This window comes from Moorena sp. SIO1G6 (assembly GCF_010672795.1).
GTDB lineage: Bacteria > Cyanobacteriota > Cyanobacteriia > Cyanobacteriales > Coleofasciculaceae > Moorena > Moorena producens.
On sequence record NZ_JAAHFZ010000001.1, the window covers coordinates 361,391 to 383,178 of the forward strand.

Annotated in this window: 19 protein-coding genes and 1 tRNA gene; 14 read left to right on the top strand and 6 right to left on the bottom strand. The window is 43.5% G+C overall.

Going from position 1 to position 21,788, the window contains the following annotated elements:
• The first annotated feature begins 192 nt into the window (after positions 1–192).
• The 5 genes from F6K63_RS01645 to F6K63_RS01665 all read left to right on the top strand — a co-directional run bounded on the left by F6K63_RS01645 (position 193) and on the right by F6K63_RS01665 (position 6,086).
• Positions 193–2,475, top strand: coding sequence for a sensor histidine kinase (locus F6K63_RS01645; protein ID WP_287310499.1), 2,283 nt, complete (start codon positions 193–195; stop codon positions 2,473–2,475).
• 64 nt (positions 2,476–2,539) lie between these two features.
• The gene (locus tag F6K63_RS01650) at positions 2,540–3,169 is read left to right on the top strand and encodes an IS607 family transposase (RefSeq protein ID WP_008177576.1); all 630 of its coding nucleotides are present in this window, start codon (positions 2,540–2,542) and stop codon (positions 3,167–3,169) included.
• On the top strand, positions 3,156–4,280 hold the full coding sequence (locus tag F6K63_RS01655; RefSeq protein WP_287310712.1) for an RNA-guided endonuclease InsQ/TnpB family protein: 1,125 nt from the start codon (positions 3,156–3,158) through the stop codon (positions 4,278–4,280). The genes F6K63_RS01650 and F6K63_RS01655 overlap by 14 nt, the downstream gene beginning before the upstream one ends.
• Before the next feature lie 15 nt (positions 4,281–4,295).
• Positions 4,296–4,733 (top strand): response regulator, encoded by a 438-nt coding sequence (locus tag F6K63_RS01660; RefSeq protein ID WP_287310501.1) that lies wholly within the window; start codon positions 4,296–4,298, stop codon positions 4,731–4,733.
• 165 nt (positions 4,734–4,898) lie between these two features.
• The gene (locus F6K63_RS01665) at positions 4,899–6,086 is read left to right on the top strand and encodes a hybrid sensor histidine kinase/response regulator (protein ID WP_287310503.1); all 1,188 of its coding nucleotides are present in this window, start codon (positions 4,899–4,901) and stop codon (positions 6,084–6,086) included.
• Here the strand turns inward: F6K63_RS01665 and F6K63_RS01670 are convergent.
• The 3 genes from F6K63_RS01670 to F6K63_RS01680 all read right to left on the bottom strand — a co-directional run bounded on the left by F6K63_RS01670 (position 6,081) and on the right by F6K63_RS01680 (position 9,054).
• Positions 6,081–7,856 (bottom strand): ABC1 kinase family protein, encoded by a 1,776-nt coding sequence (locus F6K63_RS01670; protein WP_287310505.1) that lies wholly within the window; start codon positions 7,854–7,856, stop codon positions 6,081–6,083. The two genes, F6K63_RS01665 and F6K63_RS01670, sit on opposite strands and share 6 nt — an antisense overlap.
• Positions 7,857–7,876: 20 nt before the next feature.
• A complete protein-coding gene (locus F6K63_RS01675) occupies positions 7,877–8,113 on the bottom strand; it encodes a hypothetical protein (protein WP_287310507.1) in 237 nt (78 codons plus the stop codon).
• Positions 8,114–8,241: 128 nt separating this feature from the next.
• On the bottom strand, positions 8,242–9,054 hold the full coding sequence (locus tag F6K63_RS01680) for a spondin domain-containing protein (protein ID WP_044491755.1): 813 nt from the start codon (positions 9,052–9,054) through the stop codon (positions 8,242–8,244).
• Between the two features lie 149 nt (positions 9,055–9,203).
• Between F6K63_RS01680 and F6K63_RS01685 the strand changes: the two genes are divergently transcribed.
• Entirely contained in the window at positions 9,204–9,353 is a 150-nt protein-coding gene (locus F6K63_RS01685) for a hypothetical protein (protein ID WP_165691804.1), read from the top strand.
• Positions 9,354–9,705: 352 nt separating this feature from the next.
• Here the strand turns inward: F6K63_RS01685 and F6K63_RS01690 are convergent, their stop codons facing one another.
• Positions 9,706–10,680, bottom strand: coding sequence for a potassium channel family protein (locus F6K63_RS01690; RefSeq protein ID WP_287310509.1), 975 nt, complete (start codon positions 10,678–10,680; stop codon positions 9,706–9,708).
• 257 nt (positions 10,681–10,937) lie between these two features.
• A complete protein-coding gene (locus F6K63_RS01695; RefSeq protein WP_154659628.1) occupies positions 10,938–11,075 on the bottom strand; it encodes a hypothetical protein in 138 nt (45 codons plus the stop codon).
• On the opposite strand from F6K63_RS01695, the gene uvrA reads away from it, so the two are divergent.
• From uvrA to F6K63_RS01715, 4 genes are all read left to right on the top strand, one after another.
• A complete protein-coding gene (uvrA, locus tag F6K63_RS01700) occupies positions 11,074–14,058 on the top strand; it encodes an excinuclease ABC subunit UvrA (RefSeq protein ID WP_287310510.1) in 2,985 nt (994 codons plus the stop codon). The two genes, F6K63_RS01695 and uvrA, sit on opposite strands and share 2 nt — an antisense overlap.
• A 122-nt stretch (positions 14,059–14,180) precedes the next feature.
• Positions 14,181–14,600 carry an element excision factor XisH family protein gene (locus tag F6K63_RS01705; RefSeq protein WP_287310511.1) on the top strand — a complete coding sequence of 140 codons (420 nt, stop codon included), beginning with the start codon at positions 14,181–14,183 and terminating at the stop codon, positions 14,598–14,600.
• Complete coding sequence (locus F6K63_RS01710; protein WP_287310512.1) at positions 14,585–14,923, top strand: XisI protein; 339 nt, start codon at positions 14,585–14,587, stop codon at positions 14,921–14,923. Before F6K63_RS01705 ends, F6K63_RS01710 begins: the two co-directional genes overlap by 16 nt.
• Before the next feature lie 117 nt (positions 14,924–15,040).
• Positions 15,041–16,333, top strand: a complete 1,293-nt coding sequence (locus F6K63_RS01715; protein ID WP_287310514.1) for an FGGY-family carbohydrate kinase — start codon at positions 15,041–15,043, stop codon at positions 16,331–16,333.
• Positions 16,334–16,461: 128 nt separating this feature from the next.
• Here F6K63_RS01715 and psaK read toward each other — a convergent pair whose 3' ends face one another.
• Positions 16,462–16,731 (bottom strand): photosystem I reaction center subunit PsaK, encoded by a 270-nt coding sequence (gene psaK / locus F6K63_RS01720; RefSeq protein WP_287310516.1) that lies wholly within the window; start codon positions 16,729–16,731, stop codon positions 16,462–16,464.
• Between the two features lie 834 nt (positions 16,732–17,565).
• Here psaK and F6K63_RS01725 point away from each other — a divergent pair.
• From F6K63_RS01725 to gltX, 4 genes are all read left to right on the top strand, one after another.
• Positions 17,566–19,122 (top strand): TM0106 family RecB-like putative nuclease, encoded by a 1,557-nt coding sequence (locus tag F6K63_RS01725; RefSeq protein WP_008177541.1) that lies wholly within the window; start codon positions 17,566–17,568, stop codon positions 19,120–19,122.
• Positions 19,123–19,325: 203 nt separating this feature from the next.
• Positions 19,326–19,589: a hypothetical protein gene (locus tag F6K63_RS01730; protein ID WP_071986763.1), complete on the top strand. Its 264-nt coding sequence runs from the start codon at positions 19,326–19,328 to the stop codon at positions 19,587–19,589.
• 279 nt (positions 19,590–19,868) lie between these two features.
• Positions 19,869–19,942: transfer RNA gene (locus tag F6K63_RS01735), tRNA-Asp, on the top strand.
• Positions 19,943–20,072: 130 nt separating this feature from the next.
• Positions 20,073–21,521: a glutamate--tRNA ligase gene (gene gltX / locus F6K63_RS01740; protein ID WP_287310518.1), complete on the top strand. Its 1,449-nt coding sequence runs from the start codon at positions 20,073–20,075 to the stop codon at positions 21,519–21,521.
• Positions 21,522–21,788: the final 267 nt, after the last annotated feature.

The following is a 21,788-nucleotide window of genomic DNA, read 5'->3' on the forward strand; positions in this document are numbered from 1 at the left end:
GACCTAGTCGTTGACTTCCTGGGATATACTAGAGATTGCTAGCTAGTCATAGGTAAGTTCGGTTAAAGATCCACAAGTATTAGACCAAATAGTATTAGGCCAAATAGTATTAGGAATGATATCGATAATCGGAGAGCCTTCCTTCTAGAACTCGTATAACTGTTTATAATCCTGGATTAAGGTCAGAGAATTATGCTAGGAATAGATTTACCAGCACAACAAACCAGATTGGATCACGAACCGATTCATGTAATTGGTCAAATTCAGCCTCATGGGACACTGTTGGTACTGGAAGAGCCTGAGCTAAAAATATTACAAGTTAGCAACAATACCTCTAGGGTTTTGGGGATCCCTGTCGAAGCAATACTAGAAAAAACTCTAGAAGATGTACTTGACCCATTCCAAGTGGAGAGAATTAAAGCTGGGTTATCTGAGGAAAATCTAGACCTGATCAATCCTACTAAAATTTGGGCGAGGAAAAAAGGTGATGATTACGCAGTATTTGATGCTGTGTTTCATCGTAACTCAGATGGATGTCTGATTCTGGAATTAGAACCAGCAGTTTCCCGGGAGACTATCCCATTTTTAAGCTTTTATCATCTAGCAAGAGCCTCCATCAACCAGCTCCAACAAACCTCAAATCTCCGCGATTTTTGTCAAATTATTGTCAAAGAGGTGCGAAAGGTCACTGGGTTTGACCGGGTGATGCTATATAAGTTTGAAGATGATGACCATGGAGCAGTTATTGCGGAAGAAAAACTAGACAGTCTGGAATCTTACCTAGGCTTACACTATCCAGAATCCGATATTCCTAAACCAGCTAGAAGATTATTCTGTTCCAATTGGATCCGCTTAATTCCAGATGCAAATTCCCAACCTGTTGAGATTTTTCCTAGCGATAATCCCATCACCAATCGCCCCCTTGATTTAACATTATCAATTCTCAGAAGTGCTTCCCCCTGTCATATCAAATACCTCCACAATATGGGAGTTGGGGCGTCTTTGACTATTTCATTGATTAAAGATAAAAAACTATGGGGACTTATTGCTTGTCATCATCAAACTCCTAAGTATGTATCCTATGAGTTGCGCAAAGCTTGCGAATTTTTAGGACGAGTGATTTTCTCAGAAATTTCAGCCCGAGAAGAGACGGAAGACTATGACTATCAGATGAAGTTGTCCTATATTCAATCAATATTGATTGAATATATGTCCCAAGAAGAAAACTTTATTGATGGCTTAGTTAAGCATGACCCCAATTTACTGGACTTAACCAGTGCTCAAGGTGCAGCAATTTGTTTTGGGGATAATTTTACGGTTATTGGTGAAACCCCTAGTGAAGAAGACCTGAAGTTTTTGGTGCAATGGCTGAAACAGAATGTTAATCAAGAGGTTTTCTATACTGATTCTCTGCCTCGCATTTATCCTGATGCACAACGGTTTAAAGATATTGGTAGTGGCCTGCTAGCCATCCCCATTTCCAAGAGAAACTATGTACTGTGGTTCCGATCAGAGGTGATTCAAACGGTTAATTGGGGGGGTGACCCCAATAAAGCCTTTGAAACAACCCACACAGAGGGGACTTTGCAACTGTCGCCCCGTAAATCCTTTGAACTGTGGAAAGAAACCGTTCGCTTAACCTCTTTACCCTGGAAACAGGTAGAAATTAAGACAGCACTGGAACTGAGGAAAGCACTGATTAATATTGTTCTGCGCCAAGCTGATGAATTGGCTCAATTGGCTCAGGATCTAGAACGTTCCAATGCTGAACTGAAAAAGTTTGCTTATGTGGCATCCCATGACCTGCAAGAACCCCTGAATCAAGTGGCGAATTATGTGCAGCTTTTAGAAATGCGCTATAATGACAAGCTTGACGAAGATGCCAGCGAGTTTATTACCTTTGCGGTTGAGGGAGTCAGCCTCATGCAAACCCTAATTGATGATGTGTTGGCTTACTCGAAAGTCGATTTGCAGGGCATTGAGTTTAAACTGACGGAAGTGGAAACGGCCTTAGACCATGCTCTGGCTAATTTGCGGGGACGCATCCGTGAAACTGGAGCAGTGGTTACCCATGACCCCTTCCCAACAGTTATGGCTGATAGCACCCAGTTGATGCAACTGTTCCAGAACTTAATCGGTAATGCGATCAAGTTCCGCAGTGAACAGCCACCGGAAATCCATGTGGGGGCAAAACGACTCGAAGATTCATGGCTATTTTCAGTGCAGGATAATGGCATTGGCATTGAACCGCAGTTTAGCGATCGCATTTTCGTGATCTTCCAACGTCTGCACACCCGGGATGAGTATCCTGGCACAGGTATGGGTTTGGCTATATGTAAAAAGATTCTGGAGTGCCACCGGGGCAAAATTTGGGTAGAGTCAGAACTAGGTCACGGTGCCACCTTCTATTTTACAATTCCAGTAAGGGGACGCGAGCGTGAGCGTAGAAACGGAGGTGTAACTATGAGCATTTAATCTTATCAAACCTTGTCATACCTTTACAAATATGTAAGTATAGATTTGTAAAGGTTAAGCTGTTATGAAAAAATATGTCACCCCAAAAGAGGCAGCCCAATATTACGGTGTCTCCATTACAACACTCAGGAGATGGGATAAAGACGGAAGACTTGACAGCATCAGGACTCAAGGGAATCAAAGAAGGTTTTGTGTTGAAGGACAACACACGCAGAGTAAGCCCATTGTCGCTTATGCAAGAGTCTCTACACACTCCCAACGAGACGACCTTGATCGACAAGCTGAATTTTTACGGTCAAAATACCCAAACGCTGAAGTTATTTCAGAAGTTGGATCGGGACTCAATTTTAAACGGCGAAAGTTTCTCAAAATATTGGAACGAATATACAGCTGTGATATCTCGGCATTTGTCATTGCATACCCAGATAGAGCAGTCCGATTTGGATTTCCGTTACTTGAATGGTTGTGCCAAAAAAGTGGAGTTAAACTCTTGGTTCTCAATGAACGTAAATTATCCCCAGAGCAAGAACTCGTCGAAGATATCTTGTCCATCCTCCACTGTTTCTCTGCTAGGCTTTACGGACTCCGAAAATACCAAAAACAAGTCACGAAAGCGGTACAAGAAAAAACCTCGGAATCAGACGGTGAAGTTGACACCCAACAGTGTCTCAAAGATCAGGGTGTTTCCGTCTAAAGAACTTCATAAAATCTGGAAAACTTGGCTTAATGCTTATCGTTGGATCTATAATTGGTCAGTAGCCATGCTTAAAAACGGTTATAAAGGTAGTGCTTATGATTTACAAAAACTAGCGAGAAAAGTTGATATACCAGATTGGGTAAACCAACTTCCAGGTCATCAATTACAAGAAGCAGTAGCCGATGCAATTGATAGTTTCAAGCAAGCCAAAGCCAATCAGGGTTATGTTAAGTTTAAATCTTGTCGAGAAACAAGGCAAGTTATTAAATTTAAAGCGGGAGACTTCAAAAAAAAATGCTGGTACCCAACAAAAGTAAAAGGCTTGTCTTATCGTTCACCTCAAGGTTTCCCTGAAGAATGCATATATGGAACTCAGTTAGTATGGATTAAAGGGAAATGGTACGGGATTTTTCCGGAATATATTGAACCTATCCCTACTGCTCAGGATAAAGTAATAGCTTTAGACCCAGGCGTTAGAACATTTATTACCGGTTTTGATGGTAAAACTTATGTAGAAATAGGTTCTGGTGATATTGGCAGGATTCAAAGACTCTGTCAGCAACTAGATCGGTTGATGAGTCGTATTGACTTAAGCTCTGCAAAAAGACAGAGACGTTCGCGAAGCGTGCGCCAAAGCGCAGCAATGAAAAATGCTGCTCATCGTTTACGCCAAAAGATTCAAAATCTAATCAAGGACTGCCATAACAAGTCAGCTTCTTTCCTTGTCAATAATTACAAGCTTATCTTTTTACCAACGTTTGAGACATCTGTGATGGTAGTAAAGTCAGCTAGGAAATTAAACAAGAAAACAGCTCGTAACATGCTCACTTGGAGTCACTACAAGTTTCGCCAGCACTTAACTCAAATGGCAGATCGTCATGATGTTTTGGTTGTCTTAGTTAACGAATCTTACACCAGTAAAACTTGCCCAGAATGTGGTCAAATTCACGAAAAATTAGGCGGCAGTAAAAAATTCCAATGCCCAAAATGTGGCTTCTCTTTACCACGGGATTGGAATGGCGCGCGGAACATAATGATCCGCGCTTTGTCGGCAACAACCACCAGGTTTTCACCTGGTGCTATACAGATCATTCCTGCTGATGGGTAGGTTTAGAGAGGTTAAATGTTGCACGAAAGACACAAAATCATATTTTTGGTTGAAGACAATAAAGCCGATATTCGCTTAATCCAAGAAGCGTTAAAAAATAGCTCGGTACCCCACCAGGTAGTAACAGTCCGAAATGGCATGGACGCTATGGCTTACTTACACCAAGAAGGAGAGTATGCTGATGCCGTCCGTCCAGACCTGATCGTGCTAGATTTAAACTTGCCAAAAAAGGATGGTCGAGAGGTGCTCGCAGAGATTAAGGCTGACTCTAATCTCAAACGAATTCCTGTGGTGGTATTAACTACCTCAAGAAATCAGGATGACATTTTCCAGAGTTATGACTTGCATGTGAATTGCTACATTACCAAATCCCGCAATCTTAGCGAATTATTCAAAATCGTCAAAGGAATTGAAGACTTTTGGCTCTCCACTGTCACCCTGCCATCACAATAAAGGGATTAGGGATTACAGATTAGGGATTACAGATTAGGAATGAACCATGAGACACTAAGGATTAGACATCAGGGTTGACTAATACAAAACAAGGAAACCAATCAGGATTCTCGATCAAAGGAGAAATCCAGACCAATAAGCCCACAGAATAAATACTCAAAGGTAATGCCTGAAGGCTCAGTAAAAATCTTGTTAATTGAGGACAACCTGGCAGAAGCCAGATTGTTACAAGAGTTTTTGAAAGAAGCTCAGTTCAGGCAGTTTAGTCTAGTTCATGTCAAGCGGTTGCGGGATGCACTCCAGGAAATCGCTGAGGCTAGAGCAATCTCAATTCCCTACGATGTGATCTTATTAGATCTGACTCTACCGGACAGCCACGGACTAGCATCCCTCGGACCCTTGATGAAGCAAGCGCCTAGTTTACCGATTGTAGTGCTAACCAATACCAATGATGATGAATTAGCGATTGAAGCAGTTCGTCAAGGAGCACAAGATTATCTAGTCAAGCGGCAAGTCAAGGCAAAAATGCTGGTTCGTTCCTTGCGCTATGCTATTGAACGTAAGCAGGCAGCAGTTGCATTACGACAAGAAAATCAAGCCCTAGAAAGTCAGGTTCAGGAACAAACCGCTGAGTTGGTTAGAGCCAAAGAAGTCAACCAGCGCAAAGCTGAATTTGTTTCCATGCTCTCTCACGACTTTCGTAATCCCTTAAATACAATCCTCCTTTGTTCTGGATTGCTCCAAGACAAAGAGGAACAATTACCTCAAGAAAAAAAACTGGTTCATTTGCGGCTAATTCGCTCGGCCATCAAAAACATGGCCCAGTTGTTGGATGAGGTTTCATTAATCAGTAAAGCTGATTCCGGTAGACTCCTGTGTCAACCTACTCGGTTGGATTTGAAACGGTTTTGTCACCAATTAGTGGAAGAGTTACAAATCAGTACCAACAACAACCATCAGCTAGTTTTTACCAGTCAAGGGGAATTGAGGGAAGCCCTATGGGATGAACGATTGCTGCGACACATTTTTAGCAATTTGCTCACCAACGCTATTAAGTACTCACCCACAGGGGGAACAGTTCAGTTTGAACTGATTGCTCAGACAGAATGTGTTATCTTCCGGATTCAAGACCAGGGGATGGGCATTCCTCCAGAAGACCAACAGCAACTGTTTCAGCCTTTCCATCGTGCTAGCAATGTTGGCTCAATTCCTGGTAGTGGCTTAGGACTAGCTATTGTTAAACAATGTGTGGAAGCTCATGGTGGTGAGATTTCTCTCAAGAGTCAGTTGGGAGATGGTACTACATTTACCGTTAGTTTACCGTTAATCATGTTGACACTCCCCGGCCTATAAGGACGGGGATTCTTCGCTCAAGCGAAACATTCGCCTGGCAATTTCGGAAGCAATTTGTTGACCTAGCCGTTGAGTTTCCTGCTTTAACAAAAGTTCCAGCATCTTCGGTACCGATTCTAGGTCAAACCTAGAGGATTCAATAATCATAGCCCCAATCTTTTCCATCCGCTCCAGGTTAGGAGACTCTAATTTTCCAGTTACATTAACCGCCAAGCCCACCGATGCAGTTATCTGGCCAAGAGTCTTGTATGAGAGATTCTCTAAACTGGTAACCATCTCTTCAACCAGAGCATTACGCAATATACTCCCTTGCTCGGAGTAGAGAAATTCTAAACCCTGGTGTAAGAGCGCACTAATATCAAACTTCCTACTGGTGCGCACCTGACCTAATAACTCCTCCAAAACATGCCATTGAATTTCATCATCCTGATAGACAATCTCCTGTAAACAAGTCCTTAATTCAGGGGATGAATCCGTTAACAGCCGTTGAGCAACATAGGGATACGTTTGATTGAAGGGCTGAAAATTAGGATTGAGCTTAATTGCTATCCCTTCTAAGGTAGCGGCACTGCGGAAAATCAGGAGGTAGTAAGTGGGTAATTTAAATGGATATTTATAAAGTAACGGGGATAGCTTCCGAATAATACGATTAAAGCCGAATGTTGACACAGTAGCTTCCATCACCCCACCAAAAATATCAGTGAGTTCAGGAATCAGCGAGGTCACATCTGTCTCCGGTGGCAAAAAGTCGAGTTTCTTATAGTCTTTTGCTAAACCTTCAAAATCACCAATAACAATATGGACAACCGATTCCAGTAAGCGATACCGATAAGACGGTTCTACTGAGCTCATCATGCCAAAGTCAAGATAAGCCAATTTCCCATCAGGGGTAGCCAATAAATTGCCAGGGTGAGGGTCAGCATGGAAGTAACCTTCTTCTAAAAGTTGCCGCAAGCAACACTGAAATCCTACATCGATCAGGGTATTCGGGTCTAATCCCTGGGCTTTAATGGTTTCTAGTTCCGTCAATTTAGTCCCAGTGATCCACTCCATGGTTAACACCCGCCGCCCCGAGTATTGCCAGTATATACGTGGTACAGCGATATTGTTAATGTCACCGTAAAGTTCGGCAAATCGTTCCGCATTGCGACCTTCCTGGTTATAGTCCATTTCTTCAAACAAGCTAATAGCTAGTTCGTCGATAAGTGCTACTAGGTCGCTGTGAACAAAGGATATTGATTCTTGCGCCCATGCTGCTATTTTCCGCAAGATATAGATATCTAGGGAAATACACTCTACCAGACCAGGGCGTTGCACCTTTACTGCTACAATTTCACCAGTTTTGAGTGTCCCTTTGTACACTTGTCCTAGGGAAGCAGCAGCTACGGGTTTATCGCTCAGGGAGCCATAGATGTTGTTATAGTTATCCCCTAATTCTTCTTCAATTAACTGATAGGCAATATGATTAGGGAAAGGAGGTAATTGGTCTTGTAATTTAGTGAGTTCCTCTAAATAAATAGGAGGAACAATATCCGGACGACAGGAAAGGATTTGTCCCAATTTAATGAAGGTTGGACCAAGTTCAGTCAGCTTTTCGCGAAATTCCCAGGCTCGTTGAGGCTGATTTTGGGTAAGGCTACCGGTGACGAAATCCCACGCTAGCCTGATGCTAAAGGTAATCAATGCCCCTACCAAAGCCATCCTGCGTCCCCAGACTAGCCGAGAACGCTGGCGGTAGTAGTCAGAAATGGTTCTTGGCTCGTACTGCAAGGTTAGTATTTTAAGATTTGTTAAATAATTACAAGAAAATTATCTCCTGAACTTTGCGGTTGGTCAAGGGGAGTCGGGAGTCGGGAGTCGGGAGTCGGGAGTCGGGAGTCGGGAGTCGGGAGTCGGGAGTCGGGAGTCGGGAGTCGGGAGTCGGGAGTCGGGAGTCGGGTGTCGGGTGTCGTCAAGAGCGGGAAATATTGATGGATGCCGTGCCAGTGTTGAGTTTCCCTAGACTGGTTTAAAAAAAGCGATCGCACTATGCCAAGTCAAGCCTGAGATTTAAGCGATCGCATGTATCTTGAGTCTAGTGAACTAGTTATTTTTATACTGTTGTTAATCAAGAAGGGAAAATTGAAAATTTTCAATGGTCAATTGCCAAAGGGATTTACGCGAATCTGTTAAGACTCTGACGCCAGCGGCTACCCAGCCATAACAACCCACCGATAGCAAGTAATCCTCCAGTAGTAGAAGATTCTGGCACTTTCTCGACTTTAATACGTGCTATCTGGTAGCCATCCACTGTGAAGTCACCTTGAGCAAATGTCTCAGTTGATAAAATCGGTCCACCTGGGATAAAACCTGGATGCAGGGTGACAACTCCGTTTTCTGGTGTACCGGTATCAGGAATAGTTTGACCGAAGAAGGCAGTAGTCGTCTGCTGCTCGTCGTTAACTTCCGTACCTGCATCCAGAACTTGAGAACCGAGAACGGTAAAGTCAGCTCCAGTGAAATTACCTTCTTCATCAAAAATCTCAAAAGCCAAGGGGTTGCCATTAGCAATGAAAGCATCATTACTGGGAAGAATCATTGCTGCGTAGCTGAAGTAACGGCTAGTAGAATCTACAGTAAATGTGGCTTGGGCAATATCCCCAGAAGCAACTGGACCATTTGGACCAGGAATTACCCCATCAACTGAACCCGCACCACTAGCAAAAAACTCTTGACTAAGCACTGCTGCATTGCCATCCTCTGCAATCCGCTCAAGTCCTGGTGAAGCTGCCTCACCCCGATCATAAATATCAAACAAACCATTATGAAAACCAACCCAGACTGGAGTCAATAACGTGCCGTTTTCCGGTGCCAGGCTTTCAATTGTCACCTTAAGGGTGGCTGCTGTTGCCCTAGATGCCATGGCTAGTGTAGAGGTTACCGTAACCATGGTCACGATTTTGAGTGATTTAATAATTGAATGCTTCATGGTGATTCTGATCAATGAGATCAATATGGTAGATTTGTCAATGAGTGTGTTGCTCAACTATCTATACAGCTACATCATTATCCGTAGAGTGTAAGTATTCAGCTATCAGCTAATGCGCTACGCGCACGCTACGCGAACAGCTAAAGGCCTTGGCCGTTGGCCACGCTACGCGAATGGCCACGCTACGCGAACAGCTATTAGATGCTTTAACTGCTCGGGGTTGGATGAGTAAAACAAGCAGGGATTTTCAAGCAGCCGTATCAGCAGCCCCAGCTTGTTTACTACCGACCGTTGATTAGCTGACGACTGACGGCTGATAGCTGAATGCTTACCGTAGAGTTAATCAGCTAAGTGTTCAAAACTTAGTGTTCAAAACTGATTTTGCTGGCACCGTATCAAGTGGTTAATCCTAGGTTAGTAGCTTGACTAGAATTATTGGTTTCTTGGTTTAATTGTTGCTGAATAGAGGCTGAAAATTTGCTGATAATTTACTGATAATTTTCCGCCTCTCTCAGCCTTGTCTCATGACGTGATATTATCTAGGGTTGACTACTTATGCTGGAAGGGTGTTCGTTAATTTAATTAAAATTAACCATTTAAAATTAACCATTTACAATGGTTAATTAACACATTACAGGTGACATATCACACTTACGTTGAAGATTTCTGTAGCGGTCGTGGTTCATCTTGAGCAACGACAATTAAATAGTCACCATTCTCAAGTTTATAATCTGTCGGTGGATTGGAGATAACATCTCCTTCAATTCCTTTTTGTACTGCTAGGACAATACTTTGATAGGCTTGCTTCATATACGTAAATACTTCCATAAAGGAACTACCCACCCGAGATTCAGGTATCGCAATTTTATAAAGCTTGTTGCCACTTTGAGTACTTAATATTTCAGAGACAACTTTGGTAATTCCATGGTTAAGAGCAGCTTGGGAAATGAGCATGCTACTTAACTCACTGCTAACGATTATTTCGTCAACCTTAGCCCGCTGACAGGATTTAACATGAGTTTCATCTACCAGCTCCACAACTGTGTAAGCGTTGGGATTAATACTTTCTACTGTCAGGGTAGATAGTATAACTTTGGCGTCGCGAGCTGTTTCATCTATGCTGTCATCCCCTAAAATTATAACAGTTCTAGCCTGGATCAAGTTGGCTCGATTCAAGGTTTCATCACATACGTTGCCCTTAATAAAAAACAAATTATTGTCTTCGATAGGCTTCCGGTCTATATTGGCAATTAAAATAATTTTATCATCTTGAGTTTTAGGAAACTTTCGCAACTCATTTATAATAAATTGTGCTCTAGAATTCCATTCGGAAATAATCAAGTGATTGTTAAATTTATAAGACCCCATACCTAGATCATTTTTAATTTTTTGATCGACAAAAATACCAGCGAGGGTAGCGGTGAAGATGGCTAAGAATCCAATCCCCACAAACATATCGAGAATAGCAATAAAGCGACCACCAACTGTGACAGGTGTGATATCACCATAGCCAACAGTTGTTAGGGTGACGATGCTCCACCAGAAAGCATCTGCTTTTGAGATATCTGGTTCCAGCCATGATATAGTGATGGTGTTAATAGTAATAATTATAATAATAATCATCATTACTTTATCAAGGTTTTCACTGCGCAAAAAATTCCAGAATTTTCGATTCCATAGTAAGATCATTTGACTTAGAGGTAATGGTTAGATCATGTCGGTTTAAGTAACTATAATATCCCTTCACGGGGATCTATTCTCGGGTAATGGCTAAGCTGCGGGTGCATCTAATTTATAGATTGAATCGGCAAGGGTGCAGGGGGGCTCAGGAGCTCGGGAGTGGGGTTTGGAGTGTTTCAAGTTTACTGAAAACTATACAAAAACTATACAATTTCAATCTGCGATCGCTCAAGCTGAAAGCTAGAGGGCGTTCGGCAAAGGTCTGAATGCTTAGGTTTAACATTACTATAGGAACGGATAGCGCTACTATTGTTAAGGAGTTTAAAGCCGCTGTCGGTCATGCCAAAATCCTCTAACCCCAACCACACCCAAGACCACACCCCTAACTCTGCTCAAAACACCATTCGGATTCGGGGGGCTAGACAGCATAACCTGAAAAATATTGATCTGGAACTGCCACGCGATCGCATTATTGTCTTTACTGGTGTTTCCGGTTCCGGCAAATCCTCCCTGGCATTCGACACTATCTTTGCGGAAGGACAACGCCGTTATGTAGAATCCCTTAGTGCCTATGCTCGTCAATTCCTGGGACAACTGGATAAACCGGATGTGGATGCCATCGAAGGCTTAAGCCCCGCTATCTCCATTGACCAGAAATCTACATCCCATAACCCCCGTTCCACCGTTGGTACAGTTACAGAGATTTACGATTACCTGCGATTACTGTTTGGAAGGGCTGGTGAACCCTATTGTCCCCGATGCGATCGCAATATTGCTCCCCAGACCATCGACCAGATGTGCGATCGCATTATGGAACTGCCTGACCGGACTCGCTTCCATATCCTGGCTCCCGTTATCCGAGGCAAAAAAGGCACTCACAAGAAACTATTATCCAGCTTAGCCACCGAAGGATTTGTGCGGGTCAGAGTCGATGGTGAAACCTTTGACCTATCCGATACCATCGAATTGGATAAAAATTATACCCACAACATTGAAGTGGTGGTTGACCGTCTCATCAAAAAGCCTAGTATTCAAGAACGGATTACCGATTCCCTTGCTACTTGCCTAAAACGTTCTACTGGAATTGCAGTTATCCAAGTTTTAGATAATACATCAGCACAGCCAGCAGATGTCAAATCTGATCATAATTATAGACGTACTCCTCCAAAAAATGGCAGTTCATCTGACCAAGACATTCCCCAAGAAATCGTCTTTTCAGAAAACTTTGCTTGCCCAGAACATGGGGCAGTAATGGAAGAATTATCTCCCCGATTATTTTCCTTTAACTCCCCCTATGGCGCTTGTCCATTCTGTCACGGTATCGGTAATTTACAAACCTTTTCTCCAGAACTAGTAGTACCTGACCCTACTCAACCATTATATAGTGCTATTGCCCCCTGGTCAGAAAAAGACAACACCTACTACATCTCCCTACTCTATAGCGTAGGACAAGCCTATGGTTTTGAAATCCAAACTCCCTGGAATCAGCTAACCTCTGAACAACAAGACATCCTGCTCTACGGCACCGACGAAAAAATCTACATTCAAAATAATTCTGCTTATGGCAAAGAAAAAGGGTACTACAAACGCTATGCTGGCATTATCCCAATCCTAGAAAAACAGTATAAAGACACTAGCTCTGAAGCATCAAAACAAAAGCTAGAGCAGTATTTAATTTATCAACCTTGTCCAGAGTGTCATGGTAAACGGCTTAAACCAGAATCACTATCGGTGCGGTTAGGACAATATCATATTGATGATTTAACTAGTGTCTCAATTCGCCAATGTCGTCAACGGATTGATAACTTACAACTCTCCCCCCGCCAAGCTCAAATTGGTGACCTTGCCCTCAAAGAAATTAAAGCCCGATTACAATTTCTGCTTGATGTAGGATTAGATTATCTTACCCTTGACCGTCCAGCCATGACCCTTTCCGGTGGAGAAGCTCAGCGGATTCGCCTAGCGACTCAGATTGGAGCAGGCTTAACTGGAGTTCTATATGTATTAGATGAACCGAGTATTGGATTGCACCAAAGAGATAATGGACGGTTACTGACTACTCTGATCAAATTGCGGGATTTGGGGAATACCTTGATTGTTGTAGAACATGATGAAGAAACCATTCGCACTGCCGATCATATTGTCGATATTGGTCCAAAAGCAGGAATTCATGGGGGAGAAATTGTTGCTCAAGGGGATTTAGAGACTGTAATCACAACTGATAATTCCCTAACCGGAGCCTATTTATCAAAACGGCAAGTAATTGAAACCCCTAGTAAACGTCGAGAGGGAAATGGTCGTTCCTTTGTGATTAAAAATGCTCATCGTAACAATCTCAAACACATTGAAGTAGAGATACCACTAGGGAAATTAGTCAGCATTACAGGTGTATCTGGTTCTGGTAAATCTACGTTAGTAAACGAATTACTTTACCCAGCATTACAACATCATCTGACTCGTAAAGTACCCTTTCCCAAAGAATTGGGTCAAGTTGAGGGACTCAACGCTATTAATAAAGCAATCGTAATCGATCAATCTCCCATTGGTCGCACTCCCCGGTCTAATACTGCTACCTATACAGGAGTGTTTGATACCATTCGAGAGGTATTTTCCAAAACTATTGAAGCTAAAGCTAGAGGTTACAAGCCAGGGCAATTTTCGTTTAATGTAAAAGGGGGACGTTGCGAAGCTTGTTCGGGACAGGGTGTGAATATCATTGAGATGAACTTTTTGCCCGATGTCTATGTACAATGTGACATTTGTAAGGGAGCGAGATATAATCGAGAAACGTTGCAAGTGAAGTATAAAGGATATTCCATTGCTGATATTTTAAATATGCCAGTGGAAGAAGCCTTGGAGGTATTTAAGAATATTCCAAGAGCAGCATCTCGGTTACAAACCTTAGTAGATGTGGGCTTAGGATATATCCACTTAGGGCAACCAGCACCAACATTATCTGGTGGAGAAGCACAGCGGGTGAAGTTGGCAACAGAATTGTCACGTCGGGCAACGGGAAAGACATTGTATTTAATCGATGAACCGACAACAGGATTGTCATTTTATGATGTTCATCACTTGTTGAATGTATTGCAGCGCTTGGTAGATAAAGGAAATTCTGTTTTGGTGATTGAACACAATTTAGATGTGATTCGCTGTGCTGATTGGGTAATAGACTTAGGACCAGAAGGTGGGGATAAAGGGGGAGAAGTAATTGCCTCAGGAACACCAGAGGAGGTAGCAGAGCATCCTAAGTCCTATACGGGGCAGTATTTGAAGGAGGTTTTGCAGGAGTACCCGCGACAGGAAGGACTGCTAAGTGCTTAGTGCTTAGTGCTTAGTGTTCAGTGGGTTAGTTGTAGGGCATGTTTCAGGGATGGCTTTTCTGATGCGATCGCTATTTGAGTTTCCATCCTAGTTGAGGATGATGCTAGAGGTAAAAGATTGACATGGCAAGGCGAGACATCTACCACAATACGGTTAAGCGTGCCTTACAAAAGGATGGCTGGACAATTACCCATGATCCATTTCCCCTACAGATAGGCAACAAACGCTTATCTGCTGATCTTGGTGCGGAACGTCTAATTAGTGCTGAAAAAGGAATACAAAAAATTGTTGTTGAAGTCAAGAGTTTTGTAGGAAAGTCTGATGTAAAAGATTTAGAGCAGGCTTTAGGGCAGTATATCCTGTATCGTCAAGTAATGGATGAAATGGGTGTAGAGCGCCGTCTTTATCTTGCCGTTTCTAGACTAACCTTTAAAAACGTGTTTACCATAGAATTGGGAAAAGTATTGCTAAAGAAGCAAATTATCAAATTAATTGTTTTTGATCACGATAGTGAAACACTCATTCAATGGATACCAGATTAAACTACCAAGACATCATCAAAAAAGTATTAATGGAACACGCTGACTATCGTGCTTCCCTACCTGACAGCTATGATTCTAAAGTGCTTTTCGATGATCAGCGAGGACACTATTTAGTATTAGACATCGGTTGGAATGATGACCAGTACCTACACGCTACACCAATTCACCTAGATTTAATTGGTGACAAAATCTGGATTCAATACGATGATACGGAAGAGGGGATTGCTACCGATTTACTGGAAGCAGGTATTCCCGCAAACGATATTGTACTTGGTTTCCGCCATCCTCAAGTAAGACAATATACAGGTTTTGCAGTAGGCTAAAGGTGGAATGCAGAATGTAGAATGCAGAATGTAGAATGAGGTAAAATTCAAAATTCTAATATTCTAAATTCTAAATTCTAAATTCTAAATTCTAAATTCCCTAATCCCTAATCCCTAATGACTGTCTATCTAGGCATCGATTTCGGAACTTCTGGCGCACGGGCAGTAGTGATCGACTCTGTTGGTACTATCTTTGCTGAGACTCAATATCCCTTTCCAATCCAAGCCATCACCATCGATACCGCAACACACTGGCAGAAAGTATTATTTTCCCTGATTGAGCAAATTCCCCAGTCAATCAAGGGTGAAATTAATGCGATCGCAATTAATGGCACCTCCGCAACAGTTTTGTTATGCGATCGCATCGGTCAACCTGTAGATGCACCCATCCTTTACAACGATCCACGAGGAGTAGCTGTGATGGAACAACTTAGAACCATTGCTCCTCCCAACCATGTCGTTTTAAGTGCTACCTCCAGCCTTGCCAAACTTCTCTGGTGGTATGACTGTACAGATCTGATCAGCAAAAGCTCTGCTGAAACTAATCCCCTATACTTCCTCCATCAAGCGGACTGGTTAGCCTTTCTATTGCATGGAAAACTAGGCATAAGTGATTATCACAATGCCTTAAAGCTCGGTTATAATCCTGAAAATCTTTGCTATCCTGACTGGCTCAAACAGCTACCGGTGTCACCCATGCTACCCAACGTCTTGGCTCCCGGTACACCAGTAGGAGTTGTAACCCCTGAGGTAGCTCACGGCTTGGGATTATCACCAGATTGTCTAGTCTGTACAGGTACCACCGATAGTATTGCCGCATTTATCGCTAGTGGTGCCAAACAACCAGGTGAAGCGGTAACCTCCCTTGGGTCTACCGTGGTATTGAAACTATTGAGTACCACTCCTCTAGAAGACGCCAAATTTGGGATTTACAGTCATCGATTGGGAAATTTATGGCTTACCGGTGGCGCATCCAACACGGGTGGAGCAGTACTACGCCACTTTTTCAGTGACAGAGAATTAGAAAGTCTCAGCTCTCAAATCGACCCGGAGCAAGAAAGTGCCTTGGATTATTATCCCTTACTTAGACCAGGCGATCGCTTTCCCATTAATGACCCTGATCTCCGGCCAAGATTGGAACCCAAACCCGATAATTCCGTGGAATTTCTCCAAGGAATGCTTGAAAGCATAGCCCGAATTGAAGCTAGGGGGTATCGTTTGTTGCAACAGCTCGGAGCAAGTCCGTTAACCGGTGTCTATACAGCTGGTGGTGGTGCCAAAAATCCTACCTGGACAAGGATTCGAGAGCGTCAGCTCATGGTACCGATGTTGAAATCTATTCACACAGCGGCTGCTTATGGTACAGCACTATTGGCAAAGCAGGGATGCCTGTTAGCAGATCGGGTATAGGGTAATTGTGTCTAGGATTACTGCATGACCGAGTGACTGGGTGAGAATCTGCTGTGAATTATCAGCCCTGGATCAACCTGACCATCATCACTATCCCAGTTCGCCCTATACCCGACAGCTACTAACTTCTAGAGAATCCCCATGTTAGCCAATCCTAAGATAGTGCCTAGTCCTATGATGTGACCGAGGCTGGTGGTTGCCAGTAGGGCGGGAAGACCCATGCCACCGAAGAACTCAGGCATAGGCAATGCCGGACCTGCGCTAGGATTCTGGATAGTAGCTTTTCCGAAGGCAATCGCTAGGACATTGCAGACAATCATGATGATTCCGACTGTCGGGCTCCATTCCAGGGTGTTGGGAACGGCAGATGCAGCAGCAAGCAAGATTGAGTAAGTCAATTTGTGTTCTCCTGTTTTTGATAGACTCTTACAGTGATCTCTTAAAGATTTAATCTTTTATAAAGATTTTACCAGCACGGTGTCATTACTAATTTTTTTGGAAAAGTCGATTCCGTTGCCACTCTTGCTTTGATTACCCTTGATTAGAGAGCGAAAGCCCGTGATTACTAGACTTTTGGGCGGTGGGATTCGGTAAAATTAAATCAAGCCTTTATGTAAATAATTGTTAAGTAATCCCTGGTTGCTCAGTCAATGTTTCGGTAAATTTACATAAATTAATAAAAGCGGGATAAACCCTGGATTGATCAATCAATCCGGGTTGACCGGATTAATTCATCCTGCATGGCTGGTGATATCTTACGCCTAGCGGCGAGTATCACTAGCCATGGGGGGTTAGCTTCCTCCGCTCTTATGCCCCACACCTCAATGCTACGCCATGAGTGTTTAAAGTTACCGTAAGGATAGGGTCGCCTTTATGGTTAGTCGGTTATGCGTAAAAGGGTTAAAACTTTGCCGATTTTGGCTCCACTATCCTAAGGTTTCGTCTCCAGGGATGAATCCCGGACAGGAACTCTGATAAACAGCCTGAAAAACGTTATACTGAAAATAGTAGGGAAAACAAATTAAGAGCTAACCGCCACCTGCTAAGTAAAAAAAAGAACTTTTTTTAATTGTTCCGGTGCGGAGGGGCATCCCGTATCGTTAATAAAGCTTACCGAGTAACCGAACGCGCCCCGCGTCGGCGAAAGCCGATAGCGATGGCTGGTGTTGGTAAGAAGCCCACACTCAACCTGACAAGGTGAGTGTGGGAGTATGTCACCTGAAACTATAATTATGCTGCTGACGGACGCATTACTTTTAGATTACAAACGCTGTCGGCGTCGAGCGTTTTTGGACATTTATGGAGACCCCACAGAGCAAGACCTACCCTCAGATTTTCTGCTGAAACTGCAACAGAAAAGCCGAGACCATAAACAACAGATTCTGGCTACTGTGCCCCACCACTCACCCCGCTACCCCAGAACAGATTGGCACGCTGCTGCACAGGCCACCTTGAAACTGATGCAACAAGGGACGGAGTACATTTCTGGAGGGGTACTGTTGATGCCAACTGGTGACGGGGTGACATTGCTATGTTTTCCTGATTTGCTGGTCAAACAGCCGGGACGTTCTAATTTTGGTGATTGGATCTATGTTCCCACCACCATTAAGCTCAGCAAACGACCCAAGCCAGAGTATAAAATCCTTACTGCTTTTCGTGCTCAGCTGTTAGCAGCAGTACAAGGACATTGGCCCACCACTGGCTCATTAATTTTGCGTAACCAAAAGTGCTACACCGTGGTAATAGAACGATGGGTGCCACTGATGGAACAACTGCTATCGGAATGTATTGAGACTCTATTGCAGCGACAAGAACCAGAGGTGTTCATTTCCCGTCAGCGGTGTAGTCTTTGCTGTTGGTATCACAGTTGTTATGCGATCGCTAAATCTGTGGAGCACATTTCCCTATTGCCTGGAGTAACACCCAGCCGCTATCGGGATTTGGAGGCTTTGGGAGTAACCACAATCGAATCCTTAGCCACGTCTACGATTACTGAATTAGAGCCCAGCTTTGGTAGCTCAGTAGCTTTCCAGTTGGTGCAGCAAGCCCAATCTCAGGTACAAAACCGGGTGCTGCTTTATCCCAAACATTACTTTAGTATACTTGAATACGAACAACTAGAGCGAGGGAATGGTAATGCCAAAATCTCGGCAGACCTCCCGAATCAAGACTCTTTACCGACAGCATCTGTTGAGCTTTATTTTGATATTGAAGCACAGCCTGATTTGCCCCTGGAGTATTTGCTAGGGGTGTTGGTGATTGATCGACGCACTGAAACAGAGACTTTCCATAACCTATTCGCAGAACATTCTTGGCAAGAAGGATTCATCTGGCTACAATTTTTAGACTTAGTTGAGCGTTATCCAGATGCCCCAATCTTCCATTTTTCCAAGTATGAAGTTGACACGGTCAAGCGCTTAGCAACCCTTTACCAAACTCCACGACAGATAGTTAAACCCCTGCTAAATCGTTTCGTGGATGTTCATCAAATAGTTATTGATACTGTGACCATGCCAGTGGAGAGTTATTCTCTGAAAAATTTGGCGAGATGCTTGGGCTTTGAGTGGCGAGACCCCGATATGACTGGCTCCCAATCTGTGTGTTTGTATGACCAGTGGTTACAAACAGGCAATCACTCTATTCTCGAAATGATCCAGCGCTACAATGAAGATGACTGCCGCGCTACATATCACCTCAAGGAGTGGCTAGTCAACTTTTTGTCCAACACTTTGTCCAACACTTTGCCCAACACTTTGCCCAATACGATTAACTTTCAAAACTTAGCATGAAGTTATGCAACAATTTATTAAGTTATTAGATTTTGTAATCTAGCTGACACACACAATGTATAGGTAGATGCTAAATTAAATCTAAAGGGGGCTTTCGCCATCATTGGATGGAGGGGAGCCCTCTCTAGAATTTTAAGAGGTCTAGAATTTAGAGGTCTAGAATTTATTGAGGTCTAAAATTTATTTGATAAGAGGTGATTAATATGCTTCCACTTTTTCTAATTCTTTTGGTAACTGCCCTAGGGAGCATCTTGATATCTTGGAGAGTCTCTCACGAAATCCCTCGCCTATTGGGAGTAGGCAGTACCATTGTCTGTCTAATATTTGGTTTTGCTATGGCACCTTGGCCAGTACAGGTTTTGATGCTCCTATTAATTCTTAGCCTGGAACGATTTTATCCATTCAGCAGAACAGCTTCAGAGGCAATCTTAATCTCAAAAGTCTCCAACACCAAAAGAGAATGGTGATTCTGCCATAGTAGTAAATAAGGTTTTTGGTCTTGAAAAAAAAATAGTGAGCCCTAGGGTGCTTGATTCACGCACCCTATTGCTTAAGCCCTGGGATAGGTTATACTGATCACAGCCATAAACTGAGCCTTCGGTCATTGGTCGAGGGTAAGCTCAAGGCAAATCGGCTGAGAGCTCAGAGCTCTAAAGTGACTGCTCAAAGTATTTTTCGGTTTTTTTCAAAAAAAGCCTTGACAAATACACCAGTCATAGATAACAATAGTAAATGGTTCAGAGATTGGGACTGTAGTTCAATTGGTTAGAGCACCGCCCTGTCACGGCGGAAGTTGCGGGTTCGAGCCCCGTCAGTCCCGTAGAAGAAATGTAGGATACTATCGACTCCTCCTAAAGATGATCCTGAAGATGATCTAGTCGGAGTAGTTGATTGTTGCAGGTACAATAGAGACGAAAAGACTATAGTAATTAGGTTCTTAGCAATCAGCTGTGACAGTTAGAGTCCGTATTGCCCCAAGTCCAACCGGAAATTTACACATTGGTACCGCTAGAACCGCTGTATTTAACTGGCTATTTGCCTGTCGCCACAGCGGTAAGTTTATTCTGCGCATTGAAGACACCGACCAAACGCGATCGCGAGAGGAATATACCCAAAATATCCTCGATGGTTTAAGTTGGCTGGGACTGGAGTGGGACGAAGGACCATTTTTCCAATCCCAACGTCTTGACCTTTATAGTGCTGCTATTCAACAACTCTTAGACCAGGGATTGGCTTATCGCTGCTACACCACAGCTGAGGAACTAGAACAACTGCGGGAAGCTCAAAAGGCAAGAAAAGAAGCCCCCCGCTATGACAATCGCCATCGAAATCTGACACCAGAACAACAAGCAGCATTTGAGGCGGAAGGGCGCAAGCCGGTGATCCGCTTTATGATTGATAATGACCGGGAGATTGTCTGGAATGATCTAGTCCGAGGTAAAGTCACCTGGAAAGGGAGTGACCTTGGGGGTGATATGGTGATTGCTAGGGCATCTCAAGAGAATGATATCGGTCAGCCTCTCTACAACCTAGCTGTGGTGGTGGATGACATTGATATGCAGATTACCCATGTCATTCGCGGTGAAGACCATATTGCTAATACTGCTAAACAGATTTTGCTCTATGAAGCCCTAGGGAGTGTAGTCCCAGAATTTTCCCATACACCTCTGATTCTTAACCATGAGGGACGGAAGCTATCCAAGCGCGATGGTGTAACCTCTATTTTTGACTTCAAAGCCATGGGCTTTACCCCTGAGGCGATGGTTAATTATATGACATTGCTGGGATGGTCTCCCCCTGATTCCACTCAGGAAATCTTTACCTTGGCTCAAGCCGCTCAAAAGTTCGGTTTTGAACGGGTTAACCCAGCTGGGGCAAAGTTTGACTGGGCTAAGCTGGATTGGATTAATAGTCAATATATCCACCAGATCAGTGCATCTGAGTTAGTGGACTTGTTGATTCCCTACTGGGAAAGTGCTGGGCACAACTGTGATCCTGTGGAAAATCGCCCTTGGCTGGAACGGTTGACTGCTATGATTGGGCCAAGTTTGACTCGCTTGCCAGAAGCAGTAGAGATGACTCGGATGTTCTTTACTGAGTCAGTTGAGTACACTGAGCAGGCCGTAGAGCAGCTGAAAAAAGCTGGTGCTAGTGAGGTGGTGCAAGCTATTCTTGAGCAACTGGGTAATTACCAACAGCTGAGTCCAGAGGAAGCTAAGCAGATTATTAACCAAGTCACAAAAGCGCAAAAGGTCAAGAAAGGATTGGTTATGCGATCGCTTCGTGCTGCACTAACTGGGGATGTCAATGGTCCTGATTTGATCGAATCCTGGGTACTGCTTCATCAGCAAGGGTTTGACCAAACTCGCTTGAAGGAGTCATTGCTGAAGGTGGCATGATTGCAACGGATGGGTTACCGATCGGTTATCTATCGGTAACCCATTTCTGATCCTGTTTAAGTCTATTCTTTTACCCTGATCCGAAGTTCCCTTGTCCGAAGTTCCCGACAATTGCGGGGAAGTTTAGTGGGGAAACCGAGCTACCGTTAAGAAACATTTCCTTTGTTTATTAACCTTAGCTCGGATGCATCTGATATCAAATCCGGCTAATCAGTTATCGCAAACGTTGTTTTAGGCCACCAATGAAAACAATTCAACCCACTAATA

What these genes read in the sequence shown, in the direction of transcription:
- F6K63_RS01645 (WP_287310499.1), top strand. Translation starts at nt 193, where the DNA reads ATGCTAGGAATAGATTTACCAGCACAACAAACCAGATTGGATCACGAA.
- F6K63_RS01650 (WP_008177576.1), top strand. Translation starts at nt 2,540, where the DNA reads ATGAAAAAATATGTCACCCCAAAAGAGGCAGCCCAATATTACGGTGTC.
- F6K63_RS01660 (WP_287310501.1), top strand. Translation starts at nt 4,296, where the DNA reads ATGTTGCACGAAAGACACAAAATCATATTTTTGGTTGAAGACAATAAA.
- F6K63_RS01665 (WP_287310503.1), top strand. Translation starts at nt 4,899, where the DNA reads ATGCCTGAAGGCTCAGTAAAAATCTTGTTAATTGAGGACAACCTGGCA.
- F6K63_RS01680 (WP_044491755.1), bottom strand. Translation starts at nt 9,054, where the DNA reads ATGAAGCATTCAATTATTAAATCACTCAAAATCGTGACCATGGTTACG.
- F6K63_RS01690 (WP_287310509.1), bottom strand. Translation starts at nt 10,680, where the DNA reads ATGATGATTATTATTATAATTATTACTATTAACACCATCACTATATCA.
- uvrA (WP_287310510.1), top strand. Translation starts at nt 11,074, where the DNA reads ATGCCAAAATCCTCTAACCCCAACCACACCCAAGACCACACCCCTAAC.
- F6K63_RS01695 (WP_154659628.1), bottom strand. Translation starts at nt 11,075, where the DNA reads ATGACCGACAGCGGCTTTAAACTCCTTAACAATAGTAGCGCTATCCGT.
- F6K63_RS01705 (WP_287310511.1), top strand. Translation starts at nt 14,181, where the DNA reads ATGGCAAGGCGAGACATCTACCACAATACGGTTAAGCGTGCCTTACAA.
- F6K63_RS01710 (WP_287310512.1), top strand. Translation starts at nt 14,585, where the DNA reads ATGGATACCAGATTAAACTACCAAGACATCATCAAAAAAGTATTAATG.
- F6K63_RS01715 (WP_287310514.1), top strand. Translation starts at nt 15,041, where the DNA reads ATGACTGTCTATCTAGGCATCGATTTCGGAACTTCTGGCGCACGGGCA.
- F6K63_RS01725 (WP_008177541.1), top strand. Translation starts at nt 17,566, where the DNA reads ATGCTGCTGACGGACGCATTACTTTTAGATTACAAACGCTGTCGGCGT.
- F6K63_RS01730 (WP_071986763.1), top strand. Translation starts at nt 19,326, where the DNA reads ATGCTTCCACTTTTTCTAATTCTTTTGGTAACTGCCCTAGGGAGCATC.